This is a genomic window from Alloalcanivorax xenomutans (assembly GCF_032810065.1).
Lineage (GTDB): Bacteria > Pseudomonadota > Gammaproteobacteria > Pseudomonadales > Alcanivoracaceae > Alloalcanivorax > Alloalcanivorax xenomutans.
Genome location: NZ_CP136538.1, coordinates 4,482,856 through 4,503,747, shown reverse-complemented (window position 1 = coordinate 4,503,747; position 20,892 = coordinate 4,482,856). Strand labels below are relative to the sequence as shown.

Annotated in this window: 20 protein-coding genes; 17 read left to right on the top strand and 3 right to left on the bottom strand. The window is 59.2% G+C overall.

Annotated features, from left to right (window positions below; all coding sequences use genetic code 11):
• Window positions 1–85 precede the first annotated feature (85 nt).
• Both RYH70_RS20800 and RYH70_RS20795 read right to left on the bottom strand, forming a co-directional pair.
• Entirely contained in the window at window positions 86–895 is an 810-nt protein-coding gene (locus RYH70_RS20800; protein WP_316309163.1) for an SDR family NAD(P)-dependent oxidoreductase, read from the bottom strand.
• 70 nt (window positions 896–965) lie between these two features.
• Window positions 966–2,672, bottom strand: coding sequence for a potassium/proton antiporter (locus RYH70_RS20795; protein ID WP_316309162.1), 1,707 nt, complete (start codon window positions 2,670–2,672; stop codon window positions 966–968).
• Between the two features lie 152 nt (window positions 2,673–2,824).
• Here RYH70_RS20795 and mnmG point away from each other — a divergent pair, with 152 nt between their 5' ends.
• The 15 genes from mnmG to glmS all read left to right on the top strand — a co-directional run bounded on the left by mnmG (window position 2,825) and on the right by glmS (window position 17,783).
• Window positions 2,825–4,711: a tRNA uridine-5-carboxymethylaminomethyl(34) synthesis enzyme MnmG gene (mnmG, locus tag RYH70_RS20790; RefSeq protein ID WP_080531805.1), complete on the top strand. Its 1,887-nt coding sequence runs from the start codon at window positions 2,825–2,827 to the stop codon at window positions 4,709–4,711.
• Complete coding sequence (gene rsmG, locus RYH70_RS20785) at window positions 4,708–5,325, top strand: 16S rRNA (guanine(527)-N(7))-methyltransferase RsmG (RefSeq protein WP_022997373.1); 618 nt, start codon at window positions 4,708–4,710, stop codon at window positions 5,323–5,325. The genes mnmG and rsmG overlap by 4 nt, the downstream gene beginning before the upstream one ends.
• A 27-nt stretch (window positions 5,326–5,352) precedes the next feature.
• Window positions 5,353–6,165, top strand: a complete 813-nt coding sequence (locus RYH70_RS20780) for a ParA family protein (RefSeq protein ID WP_022997372.1) — start codon at window positions 5,353–5,355, stop codon at window positions 6,163–6,165.
• A 71-nt stretch (window positions 6,166–6,236) separates the two neighbouring features.
• Entirely contained in the window at window positions 6,237–7,160 is a 924-nt protein-coding gene (locus RYH70_RS20775; RefSeq protein WP_022997371.1) for a ParB/RepB/Spo0J family partition protein, read from the top strand.
• Between the two features lie 250 nt (window positions 7,161–7,410).
• On the top strand, window positions 7,411–7,839 hold the full coding sequence (locus RYH70_RS20770) for an ATP synthase subunit I (RefSeq protein ID WP_022997370.1): 429 nt from the start codon (window positions 7,411–7,413) through the stop codon (window positions 7,837–7,839).
• A 24-nt stretch (window positions 7,840–7,863) separates the two neighbouring features.
• Complete coding sequence (atpB, locus tag RYH70_RS20765; RefSeq protein ID WP_097058864.1) at window positions 7,864–8,772, top strand: F0F1 ATP synthase subunit A; 909 nt, start codon at window positions 7,864–7,866, stop codon at window positions 8,770–8,772.
• A gap of 43 nt (window positions 8,773–8,815) precedes the next feature.
• Window positions 8,816–9,043 carry a F0F1 ATP synthase subunit C gene (gene atpE / locus RYH70_RS20760; RefSeq protein WP_014996732.1) on the top strand — a complete coding sequence of 76 codons (228 nt, stop codon included), beginning with the start codon at window positions 8,816–8,818 and terminating at the stop codon, window positions 9,041–9,043.
• A 35-nt stretch (window positions 9,044–9,078) separates the two neighbouring features.
• A complete protein-coding gene (locus RYH70_RS20755; RefSeq protein ID WP_022997367.1) occupies window positions 9,079–9,549 on the top strand; it encodes a F0F1 ATP synthase subunit B in 471 nt (156 codons plus the stop codon).
• Window positions 9,550–9,564: 15 nt separating this feature from the next.
• On the top strand, window positions 9,565–10,101 hold the full coding sequence (locus RYH70_RS20750) for a F0F1 ATP synthase subunit delta (protein WP_022997366.1): 537 nt from the start codon (window positions 9,565–9,567) through the stop codon (window positions 10,099–10,101).
• Window positions 10,102–10,117: 16 nt separating this feature from the next.
• Window positions 10,118–11,662: a F0F1 ATP synthase subunit alpha gene (gene atpA, locus RYH70_RS20745; protein ID WP_022997365.1), complete on the top strand. Its 1,545-nt coding sequence runs from the start codon at window positions 10,118–10,120 to the stop codon at window positions 11,660–11,662.
• A 23-nt stretch (window positions 11,663–11,685) separates the two neighbouring features.
• A complete protein-coding gene (atpG, locus tag RYH70_RS20740; protein ID WP_022997364.1) occupies window positions 11,686–12,546 on the top strand; it encodes a F0F1 ATP synthase subunit gamma in 861 nt (286 codons plus the stop codon).
• Between the two features lie 59 nt (window positions 12,547–12,605).
• Window positions 12,606–13,991 carry a F0F1 ATP synthase subunit beta gene (gene atpD, locus RYH70_RS20735; protein ID WP_022997363.1) on the top strand — a complete coding sequence of 462 codons (1,386 nt, stop codon included), beginning with the start codon at window positions 12,606–12,608 and terminating at the stop codon, window positions 13,989–13,991.
• Window positions 13,992–14,012: 21 nt separating this feature from the next.
• A complete protein-coding gene (locus tag RYH70_RS20730; protein ID WP_022997362.1) occupies window positions 14,013–14,438 on the top strand; it encodes a F0F1 ATP synthase subunit epsilon in 426 nt (141 codons plus the stop codon).
• Window positions 14,439–14,566: 128 nt separating this feature from the next.
• Entirely contained in the window at window positions 14,567–15,934 is a 1,368-nt protein-coding gene (glmU, locus tag RYH70_RS20725) for a bifunctional UDP-N-acetylglucosamine diphosphorylase/glucosamine-1-phosphate N-acetyltransferase GlmU (RefSeq protein WP_026948786.1), read from the top strand.
• Window positions 15,935–15,953: 19 nt separating this feature from the next.
• On the top strand, window positions 15,954–17,783 hold the full coding sequence (gene glmS / locus RYH70_RS20720; RefSeq protein WP_022997360.1) for a glutamine--fructose-6-phosphate transaminase (isomerizing): 1,830 nt from the start codon (window positions 15,954–15,956) through the stop codon (window positions 17,781–17,783).
• Window positions 17,784–17,969: 186 nt separating this feature from the next.
• Here glmS and RYH70_RS20715 read toward each other — a convergent pair whose 3' ends face one another.
• Window positions 17,970–18,500 carry a MarR family winged helix-turn-helix transcriptional regulator gene (locus tag RYH70_RS20715; protein WP_022997359.1) on the bottom strand — a complete coding sequence of 177 codons (531 nt, stop codon included), beginning with the start codon at window positions 18,498–18,500 and terminating at the stop codon, window positions 17,970–17,972.
• A gap of 365 nt (window positions 18,501–18,865) precedes the next feature.
• Between RYH70_RS20715 and RYH70_RS20710 the strand changes: the two genes are divergently transcribed.
• Entirely contained in the window at window positions 18,866–19,906 is a 1,041-nt protein-coding gene (locus RYH70_RS20710; protein WP_317009598.1) for an aromatic ring-hydroxylating dioxygenase subunit alpha, read from the top strand.
• Window positions 19,893–20,873, top strand: coding sequence for a PDR/VanB family oxidoreductase (locus RYH70_RS20705; RefSeq protein WP_317009597.1), 981 nt, complete (start codon window positions 19,893–19,895; stop codon window positions 20,871–20,873). Before RYH70_RS20710 ends, RYH70_RS20705 begins: the two co-directional genes overlap by 14 nt.
• The last annotated feature ends 19 nt before the right edge of the window (window positions 20,874–20,892 follow it).

Here is a 20,892-nt window from a genome sequence, read left to right as displayed (position 1 = left end):
TTTCGGAGTTCAGCCCGATTCGCTTGCAGGGCAAGCTCCTACAGAGCCTTCGTAGACCCCCCTGAGGGAAGCTGGCCGGAGCGGATCAGTCGTGCTTTCCCTTCCAGCTGTACATGGACGTGGAAACGCCGGTGTATTTGGCTACCTGATCCCAGAGGCGGCGCGGCAGCACGCCTTTGAGCAGCTCCACGGAACGGGCCATGGGCGGCTCGATCACGAAGGGCTCACCGGCGGCGATGCCCTTGAGAATGCTGGAGACCACCTTGTCCGGTGTCAGCATGGGGGAGAACAATGGGGTTTTTACCCCTTTGAACATACCCGTGGCGATGTAACTGGGGCAGACCGTGGTGACTTTCACATTACGCAGGCCGCGTTCGGCCAGTTCCAGGCGTAACGATTCGGAGAAACCCACCACCGCCCATTTGCTGGCGGCATAGCTGCTGCCGTAGGGCAGGCCGATGAAGGCGGAGGCGCTGGCGATATTCACCAGATGGCCGCGCCGTGCCTGTATCAGATCGTCAAGAAAGGCATGGGTGCAAGCCATCAGGCCTTCGCTGTTGACCTTGAAGGTCTGCAAATGCTGATCCAGGGAAACTTTCTCGAATTCGCCGCCGAACACCACGCCAGCATTGTTGATCAGCATGGTCAGCGGCCCGACTTCCTCATGGATCTTGTCGCGCAAGGTGGTGATCGAGCTGATCTTCCCCACATCCAGGGCATAGGCGTGGGCGGTGCCGCCAGCGTTGGCGATATGTTTCACCACCTCGCGGGCGGCGTCGATGCGGCGGGCGGTGACGATCACCTCCGCCCCACGGCCGGCCATCCGTTCCGCCATCAGCCGGCCAATGCCGGCCCCGGCGCCGGTGATCAAAACCCGGTGTCCAGAAAATCGCATCGAATCCCTCCTGGGCTTTTGCTCGCTTGAACGCAAAACAGGGCCTGCGATCCCTGATTTTTACAGTGAATTATTGCGGCAGTTTGATGCCCGCCATGATCACCCGCCCTTTTTCCACGGTGCGGGCGCGCAATCTCAGGCCGCCCAGTTTAAGGGTGTCGCCCACCACGGCATGTTGGCCGAAACGATCCTCGAAGGCCGCTTCCACGGTCATGCCTTTCAGGCGCTCCTCCAGCTCATGGATACCGTATACCGCCACCAACTGATCCACCGGTACGCTGCCGCGCACGATGAAGTCGCCGAAATAGCGTCTTTCCGCCACGGTGATCTTGTGGCACATGTCCGACAGATAGTCCTGTTCACTCAGCGGCGCCAGCCAACTGACCATGTCCCCGGCCTCGATTTGCGGATCCTCGGACAGATTGAGGAAAGCCTTGTCCCGAATGATCAGAACCGGGGTGATACGCTGGGTGGTGATGGTGCCAAGCCGCTGGCCCTGGGCTTTGGCGCCTTCTTCCACCTCGAATTGCATCAGATAGCGGTTGGCGGAATGCGCCATGGGCACCATCTGCTTCGGCGCCGCTGTCGCTGGTACCGAGACTTTCAACAATCGTGCCATGTAGCGCAGGCTGGCTCCCTGGGCCAACAGCGAGATCAACACCACCACCAGGGTGATATCAAACAGCAGACGGGTTTCACCCACGCCGGCCAACAGCGGGAACACCGCCAGGACAATGGGCACCGCCCCGCGCAGGCCGGTCCAGGCGATGAACAGTTTCTCACGCCAGGTGAAGATAAAGGGGATCAGGCTCACCCACACCGACACTGGCCGCGCCACCAGCATCAGGAACAAGGCCACCATCAGGGCCGGCAGCAGGTGCTGGCCCAGCTCCGATGGCGTGATCAGCAGACCCAGCATCAGAAACATGCCGGATTGGGCCAGCCAGGCCATGCTGTCCATGGAGCGCAACACGTTGTCCCCGGTACCGCCACGCCGGTTACCGGTGACCAGGCCGGTGAGATAAATCGCCAGGAAGCCGCTGCCGCCGGCAAGGTTGGTGAGTGCGAACACCATGGCGCCGCCGCTGCACAGCAGCAAGGCGTGCAGACCCTCGTTACTGCGCACCCGCAGCAGGATTTCGCTGAGTACCGCGCCCAGCCCCAGTCCGATGATCGCGCCCAGGCCAAACTGCTGGATCAGGGTCAGGATCATGTTGAAACCAAAGGTGGCGTCCGGCTCCACCAGCACACCCACCAGCATCAGGGTGATGAAGATGGCCATCGGGTCGTTGAGACCGGATTCGATCTCCAGGGTGCTGGCCACCCGCTCATTGATGTTGACCCCGGCGCCTTTGATCACACTGAATACCGCCGCCGCGTCGGTTGAGCCGATAATGCCGCCCAGCAGCAGCCCCAGGCGCCAGTCCACGCCCATCAGCCAGGTGGTGAAGGCGCCGACCAGGGCGGCGGAGATGGCCACACCGAGGCTGGCCAGGGACAGCGCCGGCTTCAGAGCCAGGCGAAAGGTGTCCATGCGGGTGCGCAGGCCGCCGTCCATGAGGATGACCGCCAGGGCGATGTTACTGATGACGTAAGCGGTGGAGAGGTCATCGAATTGGATACCGCCGATGCCGTCCTCACCGGCGGCCATCCCCACCAGCAGGAACATCAACAGGGACGGCACGCCGATGCGGGTGCTCAGAGAGCCCAAAAGCAGCCCGATGAACATCAGCCCGGTGCCGATCAGCAGATACAGATTCAACGAATCCAAATGCACTCCTGGAATATAAAGGAGAATGGTAGGTCTGGTTCATCATAACAGACCGGTGGGCCTTTCATTTAATTCCCACGGCACTATACTAGCGCGCCCGGACTGATCATATTTTGCACAGCCCTGATCGGGTACAGCACTCTGAGCGAGATATTTCCATGGATTTTCCCCAGCGATTTGGCGTGATCGTGATTGGCGGTGGCCACGCCGGCACCGAAGCAGCCCTGGCGGCGGCGCGCATGGGCGTGGAAACCCTTTTGCTCACCCATAATATCGAGACTCTGGGTCAGATGAGTTGCAATCCGGCCATTGGCGGCATCGGCAAGAGCCATCTGGTGCGGGAAATCGATGCCCTGGGCGGGGCCATGGCCCGCGCCACCGATCAGGCCGGCATCCAGTTCCGGGTGCTTAATGCCCGCAAGGGGCCGGCGGTGCGCGCCACTCGGGCCCAGGCCGATCGCATCCTTTATAAAGCCGCTATCCGCCATGCTCTGGAGAATCAGCCGCATCTCACACTGTTCCAGCAGGCCGCCGATGATCTGATCGTCGAGCAAGGCCGCTGTGTGGGCGTGGTGACCAACATGGGATTGCGTTTCCACGCCGATGCCGTGGTGCTGACCGCGGGGACTTTTCTCGGCGGGGTCATCCATGTGGGGATGGAAAACCATCAGGGCGGCCGGGCCGGCGATCAGCCCTCCAATGCTCTGGCCCGCCGGCTGCGTGAGCTGCCGTTCCGTGTCGACCGGCTGAAAACCGGCACGCCGCCGCGTATTGACGGCAGAAGCGTGGACTTCTCCGTGATGGAGGAACAGTGGGGTGACAGCCCGACGCCGGTAATGAGCTACCTGGGCAGGGTGGAGGACCATCCGCGCCAGGTGTGTTGTCATGTCACCCATACCAACGAGCGCACCCACGAGATTATTCGCTCCGGCTTTGATCGCAGCCCGATGTTCGCCGGCGTTATCGAAGGCGTGGGGCCGCGCTATTGCCCGTCCGTGGAAGACAAGGTCAATCGCTATCCGGACAAGACCAGCCACCAGGTGTTCGTGGAGCCGGAAGGGCTGAACACCCATGAGCTGTACCCCAACGGCATTTCCACCAGTTTGCCGTTCGATATCCAGCTGGCGGCGGTACGTTCCATCCGCGGGTTCGAGAACGCCCACATCACCCGGCCGGGCTACGCCATTGAGTACGATTTCTTCAATCCCCAGGATCTTAAGCACAGCCTGGAGACCAAGCACATGCCGGGGTTGTTCTTCGCCGGCCAGATCAATGGCACCACCGGGTATGAAGAAGCCGGTGCCCAGGGCTTGCTGGCGGGTCTGAACGCGGCCCTGATGAGCCAGGAGAAAGCGCCGTGGACGCCGCGCCGGGACGAAGCCTACCTGGGCGTACTGGTGGACGATCTGATCACCATGGGCACCCGCGAGCCGTACCGTATGTTCACCAGCCGCGCCGAATACCGCCTGTTACTGCGTGAGGATAACGCCGACCTGCGTTTGACCGGGAAAGGCCGCGAGCTGGGGCTGGTGGACGATGAGCGCTGGGCCGCCTACAACGACAAGCGTGAGGGGATGGCGCGCGAACAAGCGCGCCTGAGCGCTACCTGGGTGCGCCCCGGAACGGCGGCGGCGGACAGCATCAATGCCCTGGTGGATAAGCCGCTGCCCCACGAGTACAACCTGCTGGATCTGCTCAAGCGCCCGGAAATCGACTACCACGCCCTGATCGGGGCGATGGGGCTGGAACCGGAGGCCCCGCCGGTGGTGGAGCAGATGGAAATCCTCGCCAAATACGCGGGTTACATCGACCGTCAGGAAGCGGAGATAGCCCGGCTGCGCGCCGCCGAGCATCAGCGTTTGCCGGCGGACTTCGACTTCGGCCAGGTGCAGGGGTTGTCCAATGAGGTCAAGCAGAAGCTCGCCGAGGTCCGCCCGGAAACCATCGGCCAGGCCGGCCGTATTCCCGGCGTGACGCCGGCGGCCATTTCCCTGTTGTTGATCTACCTGAAAAAGCACCAGCACCGGGCGGCCCGCCAGGCATGACCGAAGATCAACAGCGGCTGGCGCGGGGGCTGGCCGAACTGAATATCGACCTGGACCGGGAGCAACAGGAGCGCCTGTTGCTCTATCGGGATCTGCTGGTGCGCTGGAATCGTGCCTACAATCTTACCGCCGTGCGCGATCCAGCGGAGATGGTCACTCGCCACCTGCTCGATTCCCTGGCAGTGTTGCCCCATGTGGAACCGGTGGACACCCTGGATGTGGGCACCGGTGCCGGGCTGCCCGGTATCCCTCTGGCCCTGGCCCGTCCGGACCAGTCCTTCGTGCTGCTGGACAGCAATGGCAAGAAACTCCGTTTCATCCGTCAGGCGCGACGGGAGCTGGGTTTGCATAACGTGGAGGTTGTGCACGCCCGCGTGGAACAGTACCGTAAGGCTCCATCACAGATTATCAGCCGCGCTTTCGCCGCCTTGCCGGACATGTTGGAGTTACTCGGACCCCTGATGCAGGGCGATGTCCGGTTATTGGCGATGAAAGCCGCCGCCGCCGATCAGGAGATGGCAGCCCTGCCAGCCTGCTGGCGGGTGCAACGCGAAACCCTGAGCGTGCCCGGTTTGGCGGAATCAAGGGTGTTGTTGATCGTGCGTCGCCAATGACGCGCGTCGCCAATGAGAGGGAGCGTCGTGACCACCGTTTTTGCCATTGCCAACCAAAAGGGCGGGGTCGGCAAGACCACCAGTAGCGTCAATCTGGCGGCGTCGTTGGCGGCTACCCGCAAGAAGGTGCTGCTGGTGGATATCGACCCGCAGGGGAACGCCACCAGTGGCGCCGGCGTCGACAAGCACGAACCGGAATACACCATATTGGACGTGCTGCTCGGCGAAGCTGATATGGCCGAGGCCATCGTGATCACGCCGGAAGAGTCCGGCTTCGATCTGGTGGCCGCCAACGGTGATCTGACCGCCGCGGAAGTGCAGTTGCTGGAACTGGACAGCAAGGAGTACCGGCTGCGCGACGCGCTGGTCGGAATCCGTGACCGCTATGACTACATCATTATCGACTGCCCGCCGTCGCTGAACATGCTGACCGTGAATTCCCTGGCGGCGGCGGACTCCGTTATCGTGCCGATCCAGTGTGAGTACTATGCGCTGGAGGGGCTGACCTCGTTGATGAACACCATCGAGAAGATCCGCTCGGTACTGAATCCGAAGCTGCATATAGGCGGCCTGTTGCGGACCATGTATGACCCGCGCAACAGCCTTTCCAACGACGTTTCCAATCAGCTGATCAGTCACTTTGGTGACAAGGTCTATCGCACCATCATTCCACGCAATGTGCGTTTGGCGGAGGCGCCCAGCCACGGCGCGCCGGTGATCACCTATGACCCCAAATCCCGGGGTGCGGTAAGCTATCTGGCGCTGGCCGGTGAAATCCTGCGGCGCGAGCAGACGGTGGCATCGACGGCACCCTCCCAGCAGCCCCCCGAGACGCCGTGAAGGCAGTGACGTCGGGCGATAATCTCCGGTGGCGCAGCGCCACCGCAACCGAACATGAGCGAGTTTGAATCATGGCGGCAAAGCGTAAACGCGGTCTCAGCAAAGGACTCGATGCCCTGCTCAGCACCAGTGCGAGCTATCAGCAACATCAGGAAGAAGTCGCCGTCGGCGCCGCGGCCAGCCCGGCTGAGCCTGCTCAGGAACAACGTCCGCCCCGGGATGGGGAGCTGCGCCATCTGCCGGTGGAGTTCATGCAGCGAGGCCGTTACCAGCCGCGCAAGGACATGTCCGCCGACGCTCTCGAGGAATTGGCGGAGTCGATCCGGGCTCAGGGCGTGATGCAGCCTATCGTGGTGCGTCCACTAAGCGAGAATCGTTACGAAATCATCGCCGGTGAGCGCCGCTGGCGTGCCGCGCAAATGGCGGAACTGGACTCCATTCCCGCGGTGATCCGTGAGGTGCCGGATGAAGCCGCCATCGCCATGTCGCTGATCGAGAACATCCAGCGTGAAAACCTCAATCCGATGGAAGAGGCGCTGGCGTTGTCACGGCTCAAGGATGAGTTTGGCCTGACCCACCAGCAAGTGGCGGATGCCGTGGGGAAATCCCGTGCCATGGTTACCAATCTGCTGCGTCTGATGACGCTGGAAGCGGATGTGAAGAAGCTGCTTGAGCACGGTGACCTGGAAATGGGGCACGCCCGGGCGCTGCTGGCGCTCGGAGGGGACAAGCAGGTGGAAGCGGCCCGCGTGGTGGTGGCCAAAGGGCTTTCGGTGCGCCAAACCGAAGTGCTGGTAAGGGAATTCGAGAAACAGAAGCCGGCCAAACCGGCGCCGAAAAGGGAAGATCCCAATGTCCGCTCTCTGATCACCGATCTGTCCGATCGTCTCGGTGCGCCGGTGCAAATCCAGCAGGGCTCGGGAGGAAAAGGCAAGCTGGTGATCAGCTACAACAATCTGGACGAACTTGACGGGATCTTGTCCCACATCAAGTAACTTGACGTTTGGTTGAAAAAGGAGGACGCTTTGCAAGTCCTGGGTGGATACGAATAAAGCCTATTTGTATACGAAAGAGCAACCGTCTGTTTTTTGGGCTCTTTTTTATCAAATTGGGCCAAACTATCGCGCTCAGCCGGTTGATACCGGATAACCTTCCCCATATACTTCCCGCGCCAAGATCAGGGGGTACCCGCGACCTTCGCCTGGTGAATCGCATTTTTCACCAGTAGCCAAACACGGGAGCACGGTGACCAGTTTCGACTTACGAGCCCGCAGAACACTGTTCTGGGGTTTGATGCGCGCCCAAATCATCACTTTGGTGATTGTCGCCATACTGACCACGGTGCTGGCGGATGCCACCGCGGGCTTGTTTGCAGCCTGGGGCTCGGCCATCAGCCTGATCGCATACGCCTGGGGTGGCTACCAGGTATGGCTTCATCCGGGCAATATCAAGCCCGACCGTATGGCGGGTGCCGCCATACGGGGCGAAGCCGGAAAAGTTTTGATAATGCTCGCGCTCTTCGGGCTGACCTTCGCCGAAGTGCGGCTTTCGCGCGAGTTCAGGAATGTAACGGTCCTGCTTCTGGGGTTTCTGCTGACGCAGATTGTCGGATGGATTCAGGTGATGCGCCTGGATCGCCGCCTGGGAGCGGAGCGGGACGGGCAAGACGACTAGACTGACGACTAGGTAGGTATCGATATGGCAGCGAGCTCCACCGGCGAGTATATCAAGCACCATTTGGGCAACCTCACCTATGGCCAATTGCCCGCCGGCTATGAACGTACCTGCCATGGTCATGAACAAACGCTGACCGAATCCACCTGGACCTTTGCCTGTAATGGCCAGGAAGCCGTTGATATGGGCTTCATGGCGTTCCATGTGGACTCTCTGGCCTGGTCCGGCGGTCTCGGCATTCTGATGTGTTTCCTGTTCTGGCTGGGCGCCCGCAAGGCCAGTGCCGGCGTGCCGTCCGGCTTCATGAATTTCGTCGAAGTCATCATCGGTTTCATCGACACTCAGGTGCGTGACTCGTTCCACGGCAAGAGCAAGCTGATCGCCCCTCTGTCCCTGGTGATCTTCTGCTGGGTCTTCCTGATGAACCTGATGGACCTGATCCCGGTGGATTTTGTTCCCAAGACCTTTGAATGGGTCATGGTGACCTTCGCCGGTTGGGACGCGCATCAAGCCTACTTCAAGATCGTGCCGACCACGGACCCGAACATCACTCTGTCCATGTCGATCACGGTGTTTTTCCTGATTATTTTCTACAGCCTGAGGTCGAAGGGCATCGGTGGCTTCATCGGTGAATTGGCCCTGCATCCCTTCAGCGCTCCGAACAAGCTGGCCATGGTGATTCTGATTCCGATCAACCTTGTATTGGAAACGGTATCCCTGCTGGCCAAACCGGTCTCTCTGGGCATGCGGTTGTTCGGCAACATGTATGCTGGTGAGTTCGTCTTTATTCTTGCCGCCGCCATGCTGGGTACCTGGCAGGCGGTGGGTGCCTGGCCCTGGGCGGTGTTCCACATTCTGGTTATCACGCTGCAGGCCTTCATCTTCATGGTGTTGACCATCGTTTATCTGAGCATGGCGACCGAAGAGCACTAAGCACTGTTTTTACCTTAACTGAAAAGCACTTAACGGGAGTGTAATGATGGAAGATATCAACCTTCTCGCTGCTGGCATCATGGCTGGTCTGGCCGCACTGGGCGCCGGTATCGGCTTTGGTCTGATGGGCGGTCGGTTCCTGGAATCCGTTGCGCGTCAGCCCGAGCTGGGTCCGATGCTGCAAACCCGCATGTTCATCATCGCTGGTCTGTTGGACGCCGTGCCGATTATCGCAGTGGTACTGGGTATGTATCTGATGTTTGCGGCTTAAATCGATTGCTGCCGCACCCGATTTAAGGAGGCGCAATGAATATCAACCTGACACTGATCGGCCAGGCCATCTGGTTCGCTCTGTTCGTCGCCTTCTGCATGAAGTTCGTCTGGCCGCCCATTTCACGGGCGCTGGAAGAACGAAAACAGAAGATCGCCGAAGGCCTGAGTGCCGCTGATCGCGCCGAGCGTGATCTGGAGCTGGCTCAGGAAAAAGCGACGGCCAATCTCAAGGAAGCAAAAGAGAAGGCGGCCGAAATCATTGAACAGGCCAACCGCCGAGCAAATCAGATTGTGGAAGAAGCGAAAGATCAGGCCCGCACCGAAGGTGAGCGTCTGATTGCCAAAGCCCAGTCTGAGATTGAGCAGGAAGTCAATCAGGCTCGCGAGCAGCTGCGTAAGGAAGTGTCCGCACTGGCGTTGAACGGCGCCGAGAAAGTTCTCGGTGGTGAAATCAACCGCGACACTCACAAGCAGCTTCTGGACCAGTTGGCGGCTGAACTCTGAGTAAACGGGTAAACCATGGCTGAATTGACCACCATCGCACGCCCCTACGCCAAAGCGGCTTTTTTGTACGCTAAGGAAGCAGGGGTCCTGGACAAGTGGGAACAGATGCTGACCACGATGGCGGCTGTGGCGCAGGACGCCACCATGCGCGCCTTTCTGGATCGGCCCCAACTGGACGACGCCGCTAAAGTCGACGCTTTTGCCCAGGTTTGCGGCGATGTGTTGGACGAGAGCGGCCGTAATTTCATTGCCCAACTGGCGCGCTACAAGCGCCTGTCGCTTCTGCCGCTGATTTTGGCGTTATTCCACGAACTGCTGGCCGAACAGCAAGCGTTCACGGATGTGGAACTCATCTCCGCTTACGAGATGGAAGACGCCGATATCAGCCGACTGGTCGATGCTCTGAAAAGACGTCTCGGCGGCGAAGTGAAAATCAGCACTTCCGTGGACCCCGCCCTGATCGGCGGCGTGCTGGTTCGAGCCGGTGATACCGTAATTGATGGCAGTGTGCGTGGCCGACTGAACCGTCTGGCAGAGCAACTGAACTCTTGAGTTTGAGGGACTAGAGATGCAGCAACTCAACCCGTCCGAAATCAGCGAGATTATCAAGTCCCGCATTGAAAAACTTGATACCTCCACCGAGGCACGCAACGAAGGTACGGTGGTATCCGTATCCGATGGTATTGTGCGCATTCATGGTCTTGCCGACGTGATGTTCGGTGAGATGATCGAGTTTGAAGGCGGCATCTACGGCATGGCCCTTAACCTTGAGCAGGACTCAGTCGGTGCCGTGGTCCTGGGTGATTACCTGGGGTTGGCCGAAGGCCAGAAGGTCCGTTGTACTGGCCGTATTCTGGAAGTACCCACCGGTCCGGAACTGCTGGGTCGCGTGGTGGATGCCCTGGGTAACCCGATCGATGGCAAGGGCCCGATCAATGCGGCCCAGACCGACGCGGTGGAAAAAGTAGCCCCCGGCGTTATCTGGCGGAAAGAGGTGAACGAACCGGTGCAGACCGGTTATAAGTCCATCGACTCCATGGTGCCGATTGGCCGTGGTCAGCGTGAGCTGATCATCGGTGACCGTCAGATTGGTAAGACCGCTGTGGCGGTGGATGCCATCATCAACCAGAGAGATTCCGGCGTTCGCTGTGTCTATGTCGCGGTTGGTCAGAAGCAGTCCACCATCGCCAACGTGGTGCGCAAACTGGAAGAACATGGAGCGATGGAAAACACCATCGTGGTGGCGGCTTCCGCCTCCGATCCGGCTTCCATGCAGTTCCTGGCGCCGTTCGCCGGTTGCGCCATGGGCGAATACTTCCGTGATCGCGGTGAAGATGCCCTGATCGTCTATGATGACCTGACCAAGCAGGCCTGGGCGTATCGTCAGATCTCCCTGCTGCTGCGTCGCCCGCCGGGCCGTGAAGCTTATCCTGGTGACGTGTTCTACCTGCACTCCCGTCTGCTGGAGCGCGCCGCCAAGGTAAACGAAGAATACGTGGAAAAATTCACCAACGGTGAAGTGAAAGGCAAGACCGGTTCCCTGACCGCGCTGCCGATCATTGAAACCCAGGGTGGTGACGTTTCCGCGTTCGTACCGACCAACGTGATCTCCATCACCGACGGTCAGATCTTCCTGGAAACCGACCTGTTCAACTCCGGCATCCGCCCGGCGATGAACGCGGGTGTGTCCGTATCCCGTGTGGGCGGCGCGGCCCAGACCAAGATCATCAAGAAGCTGGGCGGCGGTATTCGTCTGGCACTGGCTCAGTATCGTGAACTGGCGGCCTTCGCCCAGTTCGCTTCCGACCTGGATGACGCTACTCGCGAACAGCTGGAGCATGGTCAGGCGGTTACCGAGCTCATGAAACAAAACCAGTACAGCCCGATGAGCATCGCCGAAATGGGCGTGGTGCTGTACGCCGCCAACGAAGGCTACCTGAAAGGTATCGAAGTCGAGAAGATCGGCGCCTTTGAAGCGGCTCTGCTGGACTATATGAACAGCGAACAGAAAGCGTTGATGGATAAGATCAACGAGAAGGGTGACTACAACGACGAAATCGAAGCCGGTATCAAAGAAGGCATCGAACAGTTCAAGGCCACCCAAACCTGGTAATTCGCTAAAAAAGGATTAGTCCTATGGCTAGCGGTAAAGAGATCAAAGGCAAGATCTCTAGCGTCCAGAGCACGAAGAAGATCACCCGTGCAATGGAGATGGTGGCGGCCAGCAAAATGCGCAAGGCGCAGGACCGCATGGCTGCCAGCAAGCCCTACGCCACCCGCATTCGTCAGGTGGTGGCGCATCTTGCCAACGCTGATCTGGAATACCGGCACACCTACCTGCAAGAGCGGGAAGTGAAAAGCGTGGGCTATATCGTGGTGACCTCCGACCGGGGTCTGTGCGGTGGCCTGAACGTGAACCTGCTCAAGAAAGTGGTGCAAGGCGCCCGCGAATGGCAGGAACAGGGTGCCAAGGTAAGCTATTGCCTGGTGGGTTCCAAGGGAATCAGCTTCTTCAAGAGCATGGGCGGTGATGTGCAAGCCACCGTCAACGGTCTTGGCGATACCCCGCATCTGGAAGACCTGGTGGGTTCCATCAAGGTCATGCTGGAAGCCTATGAGTCTGGTGAGATCGATCGTCTGTACATCATGTACAACGAATTCGTGAACACCATGACGCAGCAGGCCAAGCAGATCCAGTTGCTGCCGCTGGAGCCGGGCGACGATGAAGAGCTCAAGCGCCATTGGGACTACATCTATGAGCCGGCGCCCAAGGAGCTGCTTGATGAACTGCTGGTGCGGTTCATCGAGTCCCAGGTATACCAGGGTGTGGTAGAGAACAATGCCTGCGAACAGGCGGCGCGGATGGTAGCGATGAAGGCGGCCAGTGATAACGCCGGTGACATCATTCGTGATCTGCAACTGGTGTACAACAAAGCGCGCCAGGCAGCCATTACGCAGGAAATTTCCGAAATCGTTGGTGGTGCCGCCGCGGTATAACGGCTTGGCGACAATACCGGTAAACGCGGCGAAAAACGCAAGTTTAAGAGGATGCAAGCATGAGTAGCGGTCGTATTGTTCAGATCATCGGTGCTGTGATCGACGTCGAATTTCCGCGCGATAATGTACCCAAGGTGTATGACGCGCTCACCGTGGACGGCACCGAAACCACGCTGGAAGTTCAACAGCAGTTGGGCGACGGTGTGGTGCGCTCCATCGCCATGGGCTCCACCGAAGGTCTGAAACGGGGTCTGCCCGTGACCGATACCGGAGAAGCGATTCAGGTTCCGGTCGGCACCAAGACCCTGGGCCGAATCATGGACGTGCTGGGACGCCCCATTGACGAGGCAGGCCCGATCGGTGAAGAGGAGCGTATGCCCATTCACCGTAAAGCACCTACTTATGCGGATCAGGCAGCCACCAACGAACTGCTGGAAACCGGCATCAAGGTTATCGACCTGGTTTGCCCCTTCGCCAAAGGCGGTAAGGTCGGCCTGTTCGGCGGCGCCGGCGTGGGCAAGACCGTGAACATGATGGAGCTGATCCGGAACATCGCGATCGAGCACTCCGGTTTCTCCGTGTTCGCCGGTGTGGGGGAGCGTACCCGTGAAGGTAACGACTTCTACCACGAAATGAAGGACTCCAACGTTCTCGACAAAGTGTCCCTGGTTTACGGTCAGATGAACGAGCCGCCGGGTAACCGTCTGCGTGTGGCGCTGACCGGTCTGACCATGGCCGAGAAGTTCCGGGACGAAGGTCGCGACGTGTTGTTCTTCGTGGATAACATCTACCGTTACACCCTGGCCGGTACCGAAGTATCCGCACTGTTGGGCCGTATGCCTTCCGCGGTGGGTTACCAGCCGACTCTGGCGGAAGAGATGGGCGTTCTGCAGGAACGGATCACCTCCACCAAAACCGGCTCCATCACCTCCGTGCAGGCGGTATACGTCCCCGCGGATGACTTGACCGACCCGTCTCCGGCCACCACCTTCGCCCACTTGGACGCCACCGTGGTACTTAGCCGTGACATCGCTTCCAAGGGTATTTACCCGGCGATCGACCCGCTGGATTCCACCTCCCGTCAGTTGGATCCGCTGGTGATTGGTCACGAGCATTACGAGGCCGCCCGTGGCGTGCAGACTGTTCTGCAGCGCTACAAGGAGCTCAAGGACATCATCGCGATTCTGGGGATGGACGAACTGTCCGAGGAAGACAAGCTCACCGTGGCCCGGGCCCGTAAGATCGAGCGTTTCCTGTCTCAACCGTTCTTCGTGGCGGAAGTATTTACCGGTTCTCCGGGTAAATATGTGTCCCTGAAGGATACTATTCGCTCCTTTAGCGGTATCCTGAAAGGCGACTATGACCATATCCCCGAGCAGGACTTCTACATGAAGGGGTCCATCGATGAAGTTGTAGAGGCTTACAACAAACGCGGTGGCAAGTAACCTGCACGGGGAGGAACCGAAATGGCGATGACCGTGCATTGCGATATTGTGAGTGCCGAAAAGCAACTCTTCTCCGGTCTGGTGGAGATGGTGGTGGCGGCTGGTGTCGAAGGTGATCTGGGTGTTCTGCCCGGCCACGCTCCGTTGCTGACCCGCCTCAAGCCAGGCCCGGTGCGAGTGAAGCTGCAGAACGGTGAGGAAGAAGTGTTCTACGTATCCGGTGGCTTCCTGGAAGTCCAGCCGAAATTGGTGACGGTGTTGGCCGACACCGCCGAGCGCGCCCAGGATATGGACGGTGCCCAGGCGGAGCAAGCCAGACAGCGTGCCAAGGAAGCGCTGGAAGGGAAGAATTCGGAAATGGATTACACCCGTGCCGCCGCTGTTCTGGCGGAGGCCTCCGCCCGCCTGCGGACCATTGAGCAGATCAAGAAAATGGCGAAGCGCTAACACTTGCGGTGGCACCATTTTCAAAGAGATGTAAAAAAGGGTGGCCATGTGCCGCCCTTTTTTTATTTGCAATGGTCGAGGGATAGGATAAACACCCTTTCGACCCCGTTATGGAGCCCGGAACAGACATGAACCTAGCGGTAGTGATCCTTGCCGCGGGTAAAGGAACCCGCATGAAGTCCGCCCTCCCCAAAGTGCTTCACGGCATCGCCGGGCGGCCGATGGTGCAGCATGTTGTCGACGCGGCGGCGGCGCTCGACCCGTTGAATACCGTGGTGGTGTATGGCCACGGTGGCGAGAAGGTGCGCGAAGCGGTGCAGGGGACCAACCTGCGCTGGGCGGAACAAGCTGAACAGCTCGGCACCGGCCACGCGGTGGCCCAGGCGCTGCCTTATCTGGAAGAGGACGTGGTACTGGTCCTCTACGGTGATGTTCCGCTGATCCGGCCGGAAACCCTGCGGGAGTTCGTTGCCCGGGTAAACGAACGGACCCTGGCGTTGATGACCCTGACCATGGACGACCCTTCCGGTTACGGGCGTATCGTTCGTGGAGAGGACGGTAAGGTACAGCGCATTGTTGAGCAGAAAGACGCCAGCGAAGACGAAAAACGCATCCCGGAGATCAACACCGGTATCCTCGCCTGTACCCGTGGGTTTCTGTCGGAAAGTCTGCCGGCACTGTCCAACAACAACGCTCAGGGCGAGTATTACCTGACCGATCTGATCGCCATGGCGGTGGAAAAAGGAATGACGGTGGAAACCGCCCAGCCCGCTTTTCCGTGGGAAGTGGACGGCGTCAATGACCGCGTGCAACTGGCACGGCTGGAACGGGTTTATCAACTGAACCAGGCCGAAGCGCTGATGCGCGCCGGTGTCACGCTGATGGATCCGGCCCGTCTTGATGTGCGTGGCGATGTCCAGGTGGCCGGTGACGTGATGATGGATGTCAACGTGGTCCTGGAAGGCAAGGTCACCATCGAGTCCGGCGTGCGCATCGGCCCCAATTGTCTGATTCGGGATGCCCATCTCGGTGCTCACACCGTGGTTGAAGCCAACTCTGTCATTGATGGTGCCCGCGTAGGCGAGCATTGTCAGGTGGGGCCGTTTGCCCGCCTGCGACCGGGCACGGAACTGGCGGCCAAGGCGAAGGTCGGCAATTTCGTGGAGACCAAGAAAGCAACCATCGGAGAGGGGTCGAAGGTAAATCACCTGACCTACATCGGCGACAGCCGGATCGGCAAGGGCGTGAATGTGGGCGCGGGCACCATCACCTGTAATTATGACGGCGTTAACAAATACCAGACGATCATGAAGGACGGCGCTTTCATCGGTTCCAATTCTTCACTGGTCGCGCCGGTCACCATTGGCGAAAATGCAACCATCGGCGCGGGCAGCACCATTACCCGGGATGTGGAAGACAACGCTCTGGCAGTGGCGCGTGGTAAACAGCGCAACATTATGGATTGGCAGCGTCCTGTAAAAAAACAGGATCAGTGAAGCAAGGAGTAAGACCGTTATGTGCGGAATCGTCGGAGCTGTGGCTCAGCGCAACGTCAGCAATATTTTGATCACTGGCCTGAAACGCTTGGAATACCGGGGTTATGACAGTGCCGGTGTGGCTTTGATCAATGATCAGGGTTTGCAGCGCGTGCGTCGCCAGGGAAAAGTGGCCGGATTGGAGCAGGCGGTTCGTGAAACCGATGCCTCCGGCTTCACCGGTATCGCACACACCCGCTGGGCTACTCATGGCCGCCCTTCCGAGAAAAACGCCCACCCGCACCTGTCCGGTGAGGAACTGGCTCTGGTGCATAACGGCATCATCGAGAACTTCCAGGAATTGCGCGAGGAACTGGAAAGCGAAGGCTATCAGTTCGCTTCCGACACCGACACCGAGGTGGTGGTCCATTTGGTCCATCGCGCCATGGCGGAAACTGCTGATCTGTTCCGTGCCTTGCAAAGCGTGGTCAAGCGGCTGCGGGGCGCCTATGCTCTGGGCGTGATCCATGCCCGGGAGCCTCATCGTCTGGTGGCGGTCCGCTCCGGCTCTCCGTTGGTGGTGGGATTGGGTATCGACGAAAACTACGTGGCATCCGATCAACTGGCGTTGTTGCCGGTGACCAATCGCTTCGTGTTCCTGGGTGAAGGGGACATGGTGGACGTGACACTCGAAGGCGTGCGCATCTTTGACGCGGATGGCAACGAAGTGAACCGCGAGGTGCATGAGCTCGACGGCGCTCACGAGGATGCGGAAAAAGGCGAATACCGGCATTACATGCAGAAGGAAATCTTCGAGCAGCCGGCGGCCATCCAACGCACCCTGGAAGATCGCATCGACTCACCACAAAGCGTGAGCGACGCTTTTGGAGAGCGGGCGACGGCGATTTTCGACCAGGTGCGTACCGTGCAGATCGTTGCCTGCGGCACCAGCTACCATGCTGGTATGGTGGCCCGCTACTGGCTGGAAGCGCTCGCCGGCATCCCTTGCCAGGTGGAAGTGGCCAGTGAGTTTCGTTATCGCCAGCACGTGGTGCCGGAAGGCACGCTGTTCGTCACCATCTCCCAGAGTGGGGAAACCGCCGATACCCTGGCGGCTTTGCGTGACACCGACTCCAGCAACTATGTGGGCCGGCTGGCGATCTGCAATGTGGACGGCTCTTCTTTGGTACGCGAGTCCGAATTGGTGTTCCTGACCAAGGCCGGCCCGGAAATTGGCGTGGCCTCCACCAAGGCGTTCACGACCCAGCTGACCGCTTTGTTGATGCTGGTAATGGCGCTCGGCCGGCGCAAAGGTATGGCGGACGAGAAAATCGAAAGTATTCTCAACGAGCTGCGCCAATTGCCGAACCTGATCGAACAAGCCGCTTCTCTGGACAAGCCCATCGAGCAGCTCTCCCGGGCCTTCGTGGAAAAGCATCACACCCTGTTCCTGGGGCGTGGTGTACAGTTCCCGGTGGCCATGGAAGGGGCGCTCAAGCTCAAGGAGATTTCCTACATCCATGCCGAAGCGTACCCCGCTGGTGAGCTGAAACATGGCCCCCTGGCCTTGGTGGACAAGGACATGCCGGTGGTGGCGGTGGCGCCCAACGACGAACTGCTGGAGAAGTTGAAATCCAACCTGCAGGAAGTGCGTGCCCGCGGCGGTGAGCTGTACCTGTTCGCCGACAAGAACGCCCATGTGAAGGAAGGCGAGGGGATCCACGTGCTCAATCTGCCGGCGGTGCCGGAAATCATCGCTCCCATCGTCTATACCGTGCCGTTGCAGCTGCTCAGCTATCATGTGGCGGTACTGCGTGGCACCGATGTGGACCAGCCCCGTAACCTGGCGAAGTCGGTGACGGTGGAGTAATAACGCCGGCACCGTACGCGCTCCATCATTGCCGGCCTTGGAAGCGGGATTCGGAGGTAGCTAAAAGGCCGCTGCAGGAGCTTGTCTGCAAGCGAATCGGACCTCGTTTCAGGCATTCGCTTGCAGGCAAGCTCCTGCAGTGGCTTCATAGCACATCGTGATAGTGACTGCGTATCGAAGGCGCGGTTATCCGTCGCCTCCCTTGCTCAACCGGAATGGCGCGCTGCCGTTTTCGTTATTGGCTTCCACCAGTCTGATCAACTGCAACATGAAGACATCACGCTGATCTTTCGGGATGGCTTCGATGGTGCGATCGTGAGCCCGTTGCACGGCGGGCTCCATCTTTTTCAGTAAATAAACCCCTTTGCGGCTCAGCTTGACCAGTTTGAAGCGCCGGTCCTCGTCGCTCTGCCGGCGTTTAAGCAAACCCCGGGCTTCCAAGCGGGGGATCACCTCGGCCACGCTGGTGCGTTCCAGGCCGATCTCATGAGCCAGGCTGTTCTGGTCCATCTCTCCGTGGGTGCTTAACGTGGTCATCAGACTGTACTGAACCGGCGTGATGTTGTGCTCCCGGGTTTCATCCAGAAACAGTCCGCAGTGGATCTGGTGCAAACGACGAATAAGAAAACCCGGACGGCCAAGCAGGGCGGATCGTTCGACCGCATTGGCCAGTTGAGCGGCGGCCGCTTTCCTGGATGTCTTAGAGGAATTGCCCATAAAAAATGTGGAGAAATATCTGGTGAGAATAAGAAGAAGTAAAGACCAGCGCCCTTCGGCTTGTCAACCTGGGTTGCGACATGACGGGAGAACGGGCGAGAGAGCGTGATAATCGTCGTCCTTTCATGCTCAACTAAGAGGCATACCACATAAAGATGCCTTGCCCAGTGGCACGCTTTACCTTCAAAGCCGCATTTTCATGGCCGCTATATAAACTCGGAATCCATCTAATATAACCACGAAAATCAGCCACTTAAGTCAATGCGGGAAAGGTCTGTAACGGCCAGGCTGGGCTTGAAAAAGGGTGGCATACAACTTGCTTTTCAAAGGTATTACTCCGGCCGCTGTAATCGAGGAAGATACCAATGAACTGCAGAGAACAGCTGAACCAGCAGGACGTTACCCTGGAGCCCGCGTTGTTGAACGACTGGCACGTGGTGGCTGCTTCCGACGAAGTAACGGAAGGTAATTTGATACCCTCCACCCTGTTCGAGCGCGATCTGGTGATCTGGCGTGATTCAAGTGGCCAGACTCATGTGTGGGAAGATCTGTGCATCCACCGGGGAGCGCGGCTCTCCAAAGGGTTTATCGCCAGTGACCGGGTCGTGTGTCCTTACCATGGCTGGAACTACGATGGCACGGCGCAGTGCCGGCTAATCCCCGCTTCCCCGGGGGAGACACCGATGAAAAAGGCCAAGGCCATCAGCCATCACGTCAAGGAAGCCTATGGCTTCATCTGGACCAGCCTGGGCGAACCGGAGCACGATATACCGGATTTCCCCGAGTGGAACGATGACAGCTACAAGAAGGTGGTGTGCGGCCCCTACCGCTTCAAGTCCGGCTATCGGGCGGTGGAGAATTTCATTGATCCCACCCATTTCCCTTTCGTGCACGCGGGCGTGAACGGCCTGATGGATGATCCGGATCCGATCGGAGCTTATGACGTCTGGGAGGAGAACGGAGGCCTGGCCTCTTCCGAAGTGCAAGTGACCCAGCCTTATGGGGATCCGCGTAATGTGCCGGTAACCGCATTCTATGCCTACAAATGCTTGCGGCCGTTGGTGGCCTACTTTAAAAAACGTGTCCTGATTACGGACCCGGACCGCGCCCATGAAGGTAATCCCAATGATCGCTTCTGCACTTATCTGACCGCCCAACAAGTGAGCGAGACGGAAAGCATCGTTCGGATTTGCTGCGCCATGAACTTCAACCCCATGCCGACGGATGATGAAGTGCGTCAACGTCAGGATCTGGTCTATGCCCAGGACAGTGACATTGTCGATACGCAACGCCCAGAACGGATTCCCACTGATCTGCGTCAAGAGCTTCACCACCGTACCGATCTGCTCGGTATGAAGTACCGTTCCTGGCTGCAGAAGATGGGAGTTCAGTATGGCACGGTCTGATACCGGTGTTTTTCAGGATACCGGGACCTTGCCGGTTCGTTTGGACACCATTCGCTATGGTGCGGAAGAAATTATCTTCTATGAGTTCGAGGCGATTACACCAGCGGCTTTGCCGCCGGTCTCCGCCGGCGCGCATGTGGACATTGGTTTGCCGGGTGGGGTGCTACGTCAATACTCGCTGATAACACCGCTGTGTTCGCCGCGGCGCTATGTTATCGCGGTAAAGCGGGAAGAGAACGGCAGGGGCGGCTCTCGCTGGCTGCACGACAGTGCCCGGGTAGGACAGGTATTTGATCTGAGCCCGCCTCGCAACCAGTTCGAGATAACGCCGGGTACCTCACCGGTAATGCTGTTGGCGGGGGGGATCGGTATCACCCCAATCTACTCTATGTATGAGCATGTCCGCGCAAGCGGTCGGCCGGTACGGCTGCATTACTGGTGCCGCTCAAAAAAACACGGATTGTTTCTGGAAACGCTGCGCGGTCGCAGCGATGTTACGGTCCATTACGCCGCTTCTCCGGAGGATAGCGCCGGGCAATTTGCCGCTGTGGTCAGGGGCGTGACCAGGCAAACCGAGATCTATTGCTGCGGCCCTAAGGGGATGCTCGATCACCTGGAGCGGCTGGGAGAGGAGCTGAATGCGCGGCGCCGCATCCATATGGAGCGCTTTCAGGCCGCCCCACTAGCGGCGGCTTCGAATGATGCGTTCGAGGTGACTTTGGCGCGCTCCGGCGCGCAGGTGCGGGTGGCTCCCGGGCAAACTATCCTGGACGCCCTGCGAGATGCCGGCGCCGACCTCATGTATTCCTGTGAACAGGGGCTTTGCGGGGCCTGCGAGGTGAGGGTATTGGAAGGGCGCCCGGATCATCGTGACACGGTATGTTCGGCGGAAGAGCATGATCGCCGTGGCACCATGATCATCTGCTGCTCTTCAAGCCAGTCGGCCAGTTTGGTGCTGGATATCTGATTCTTCCCTGGATTCTCCG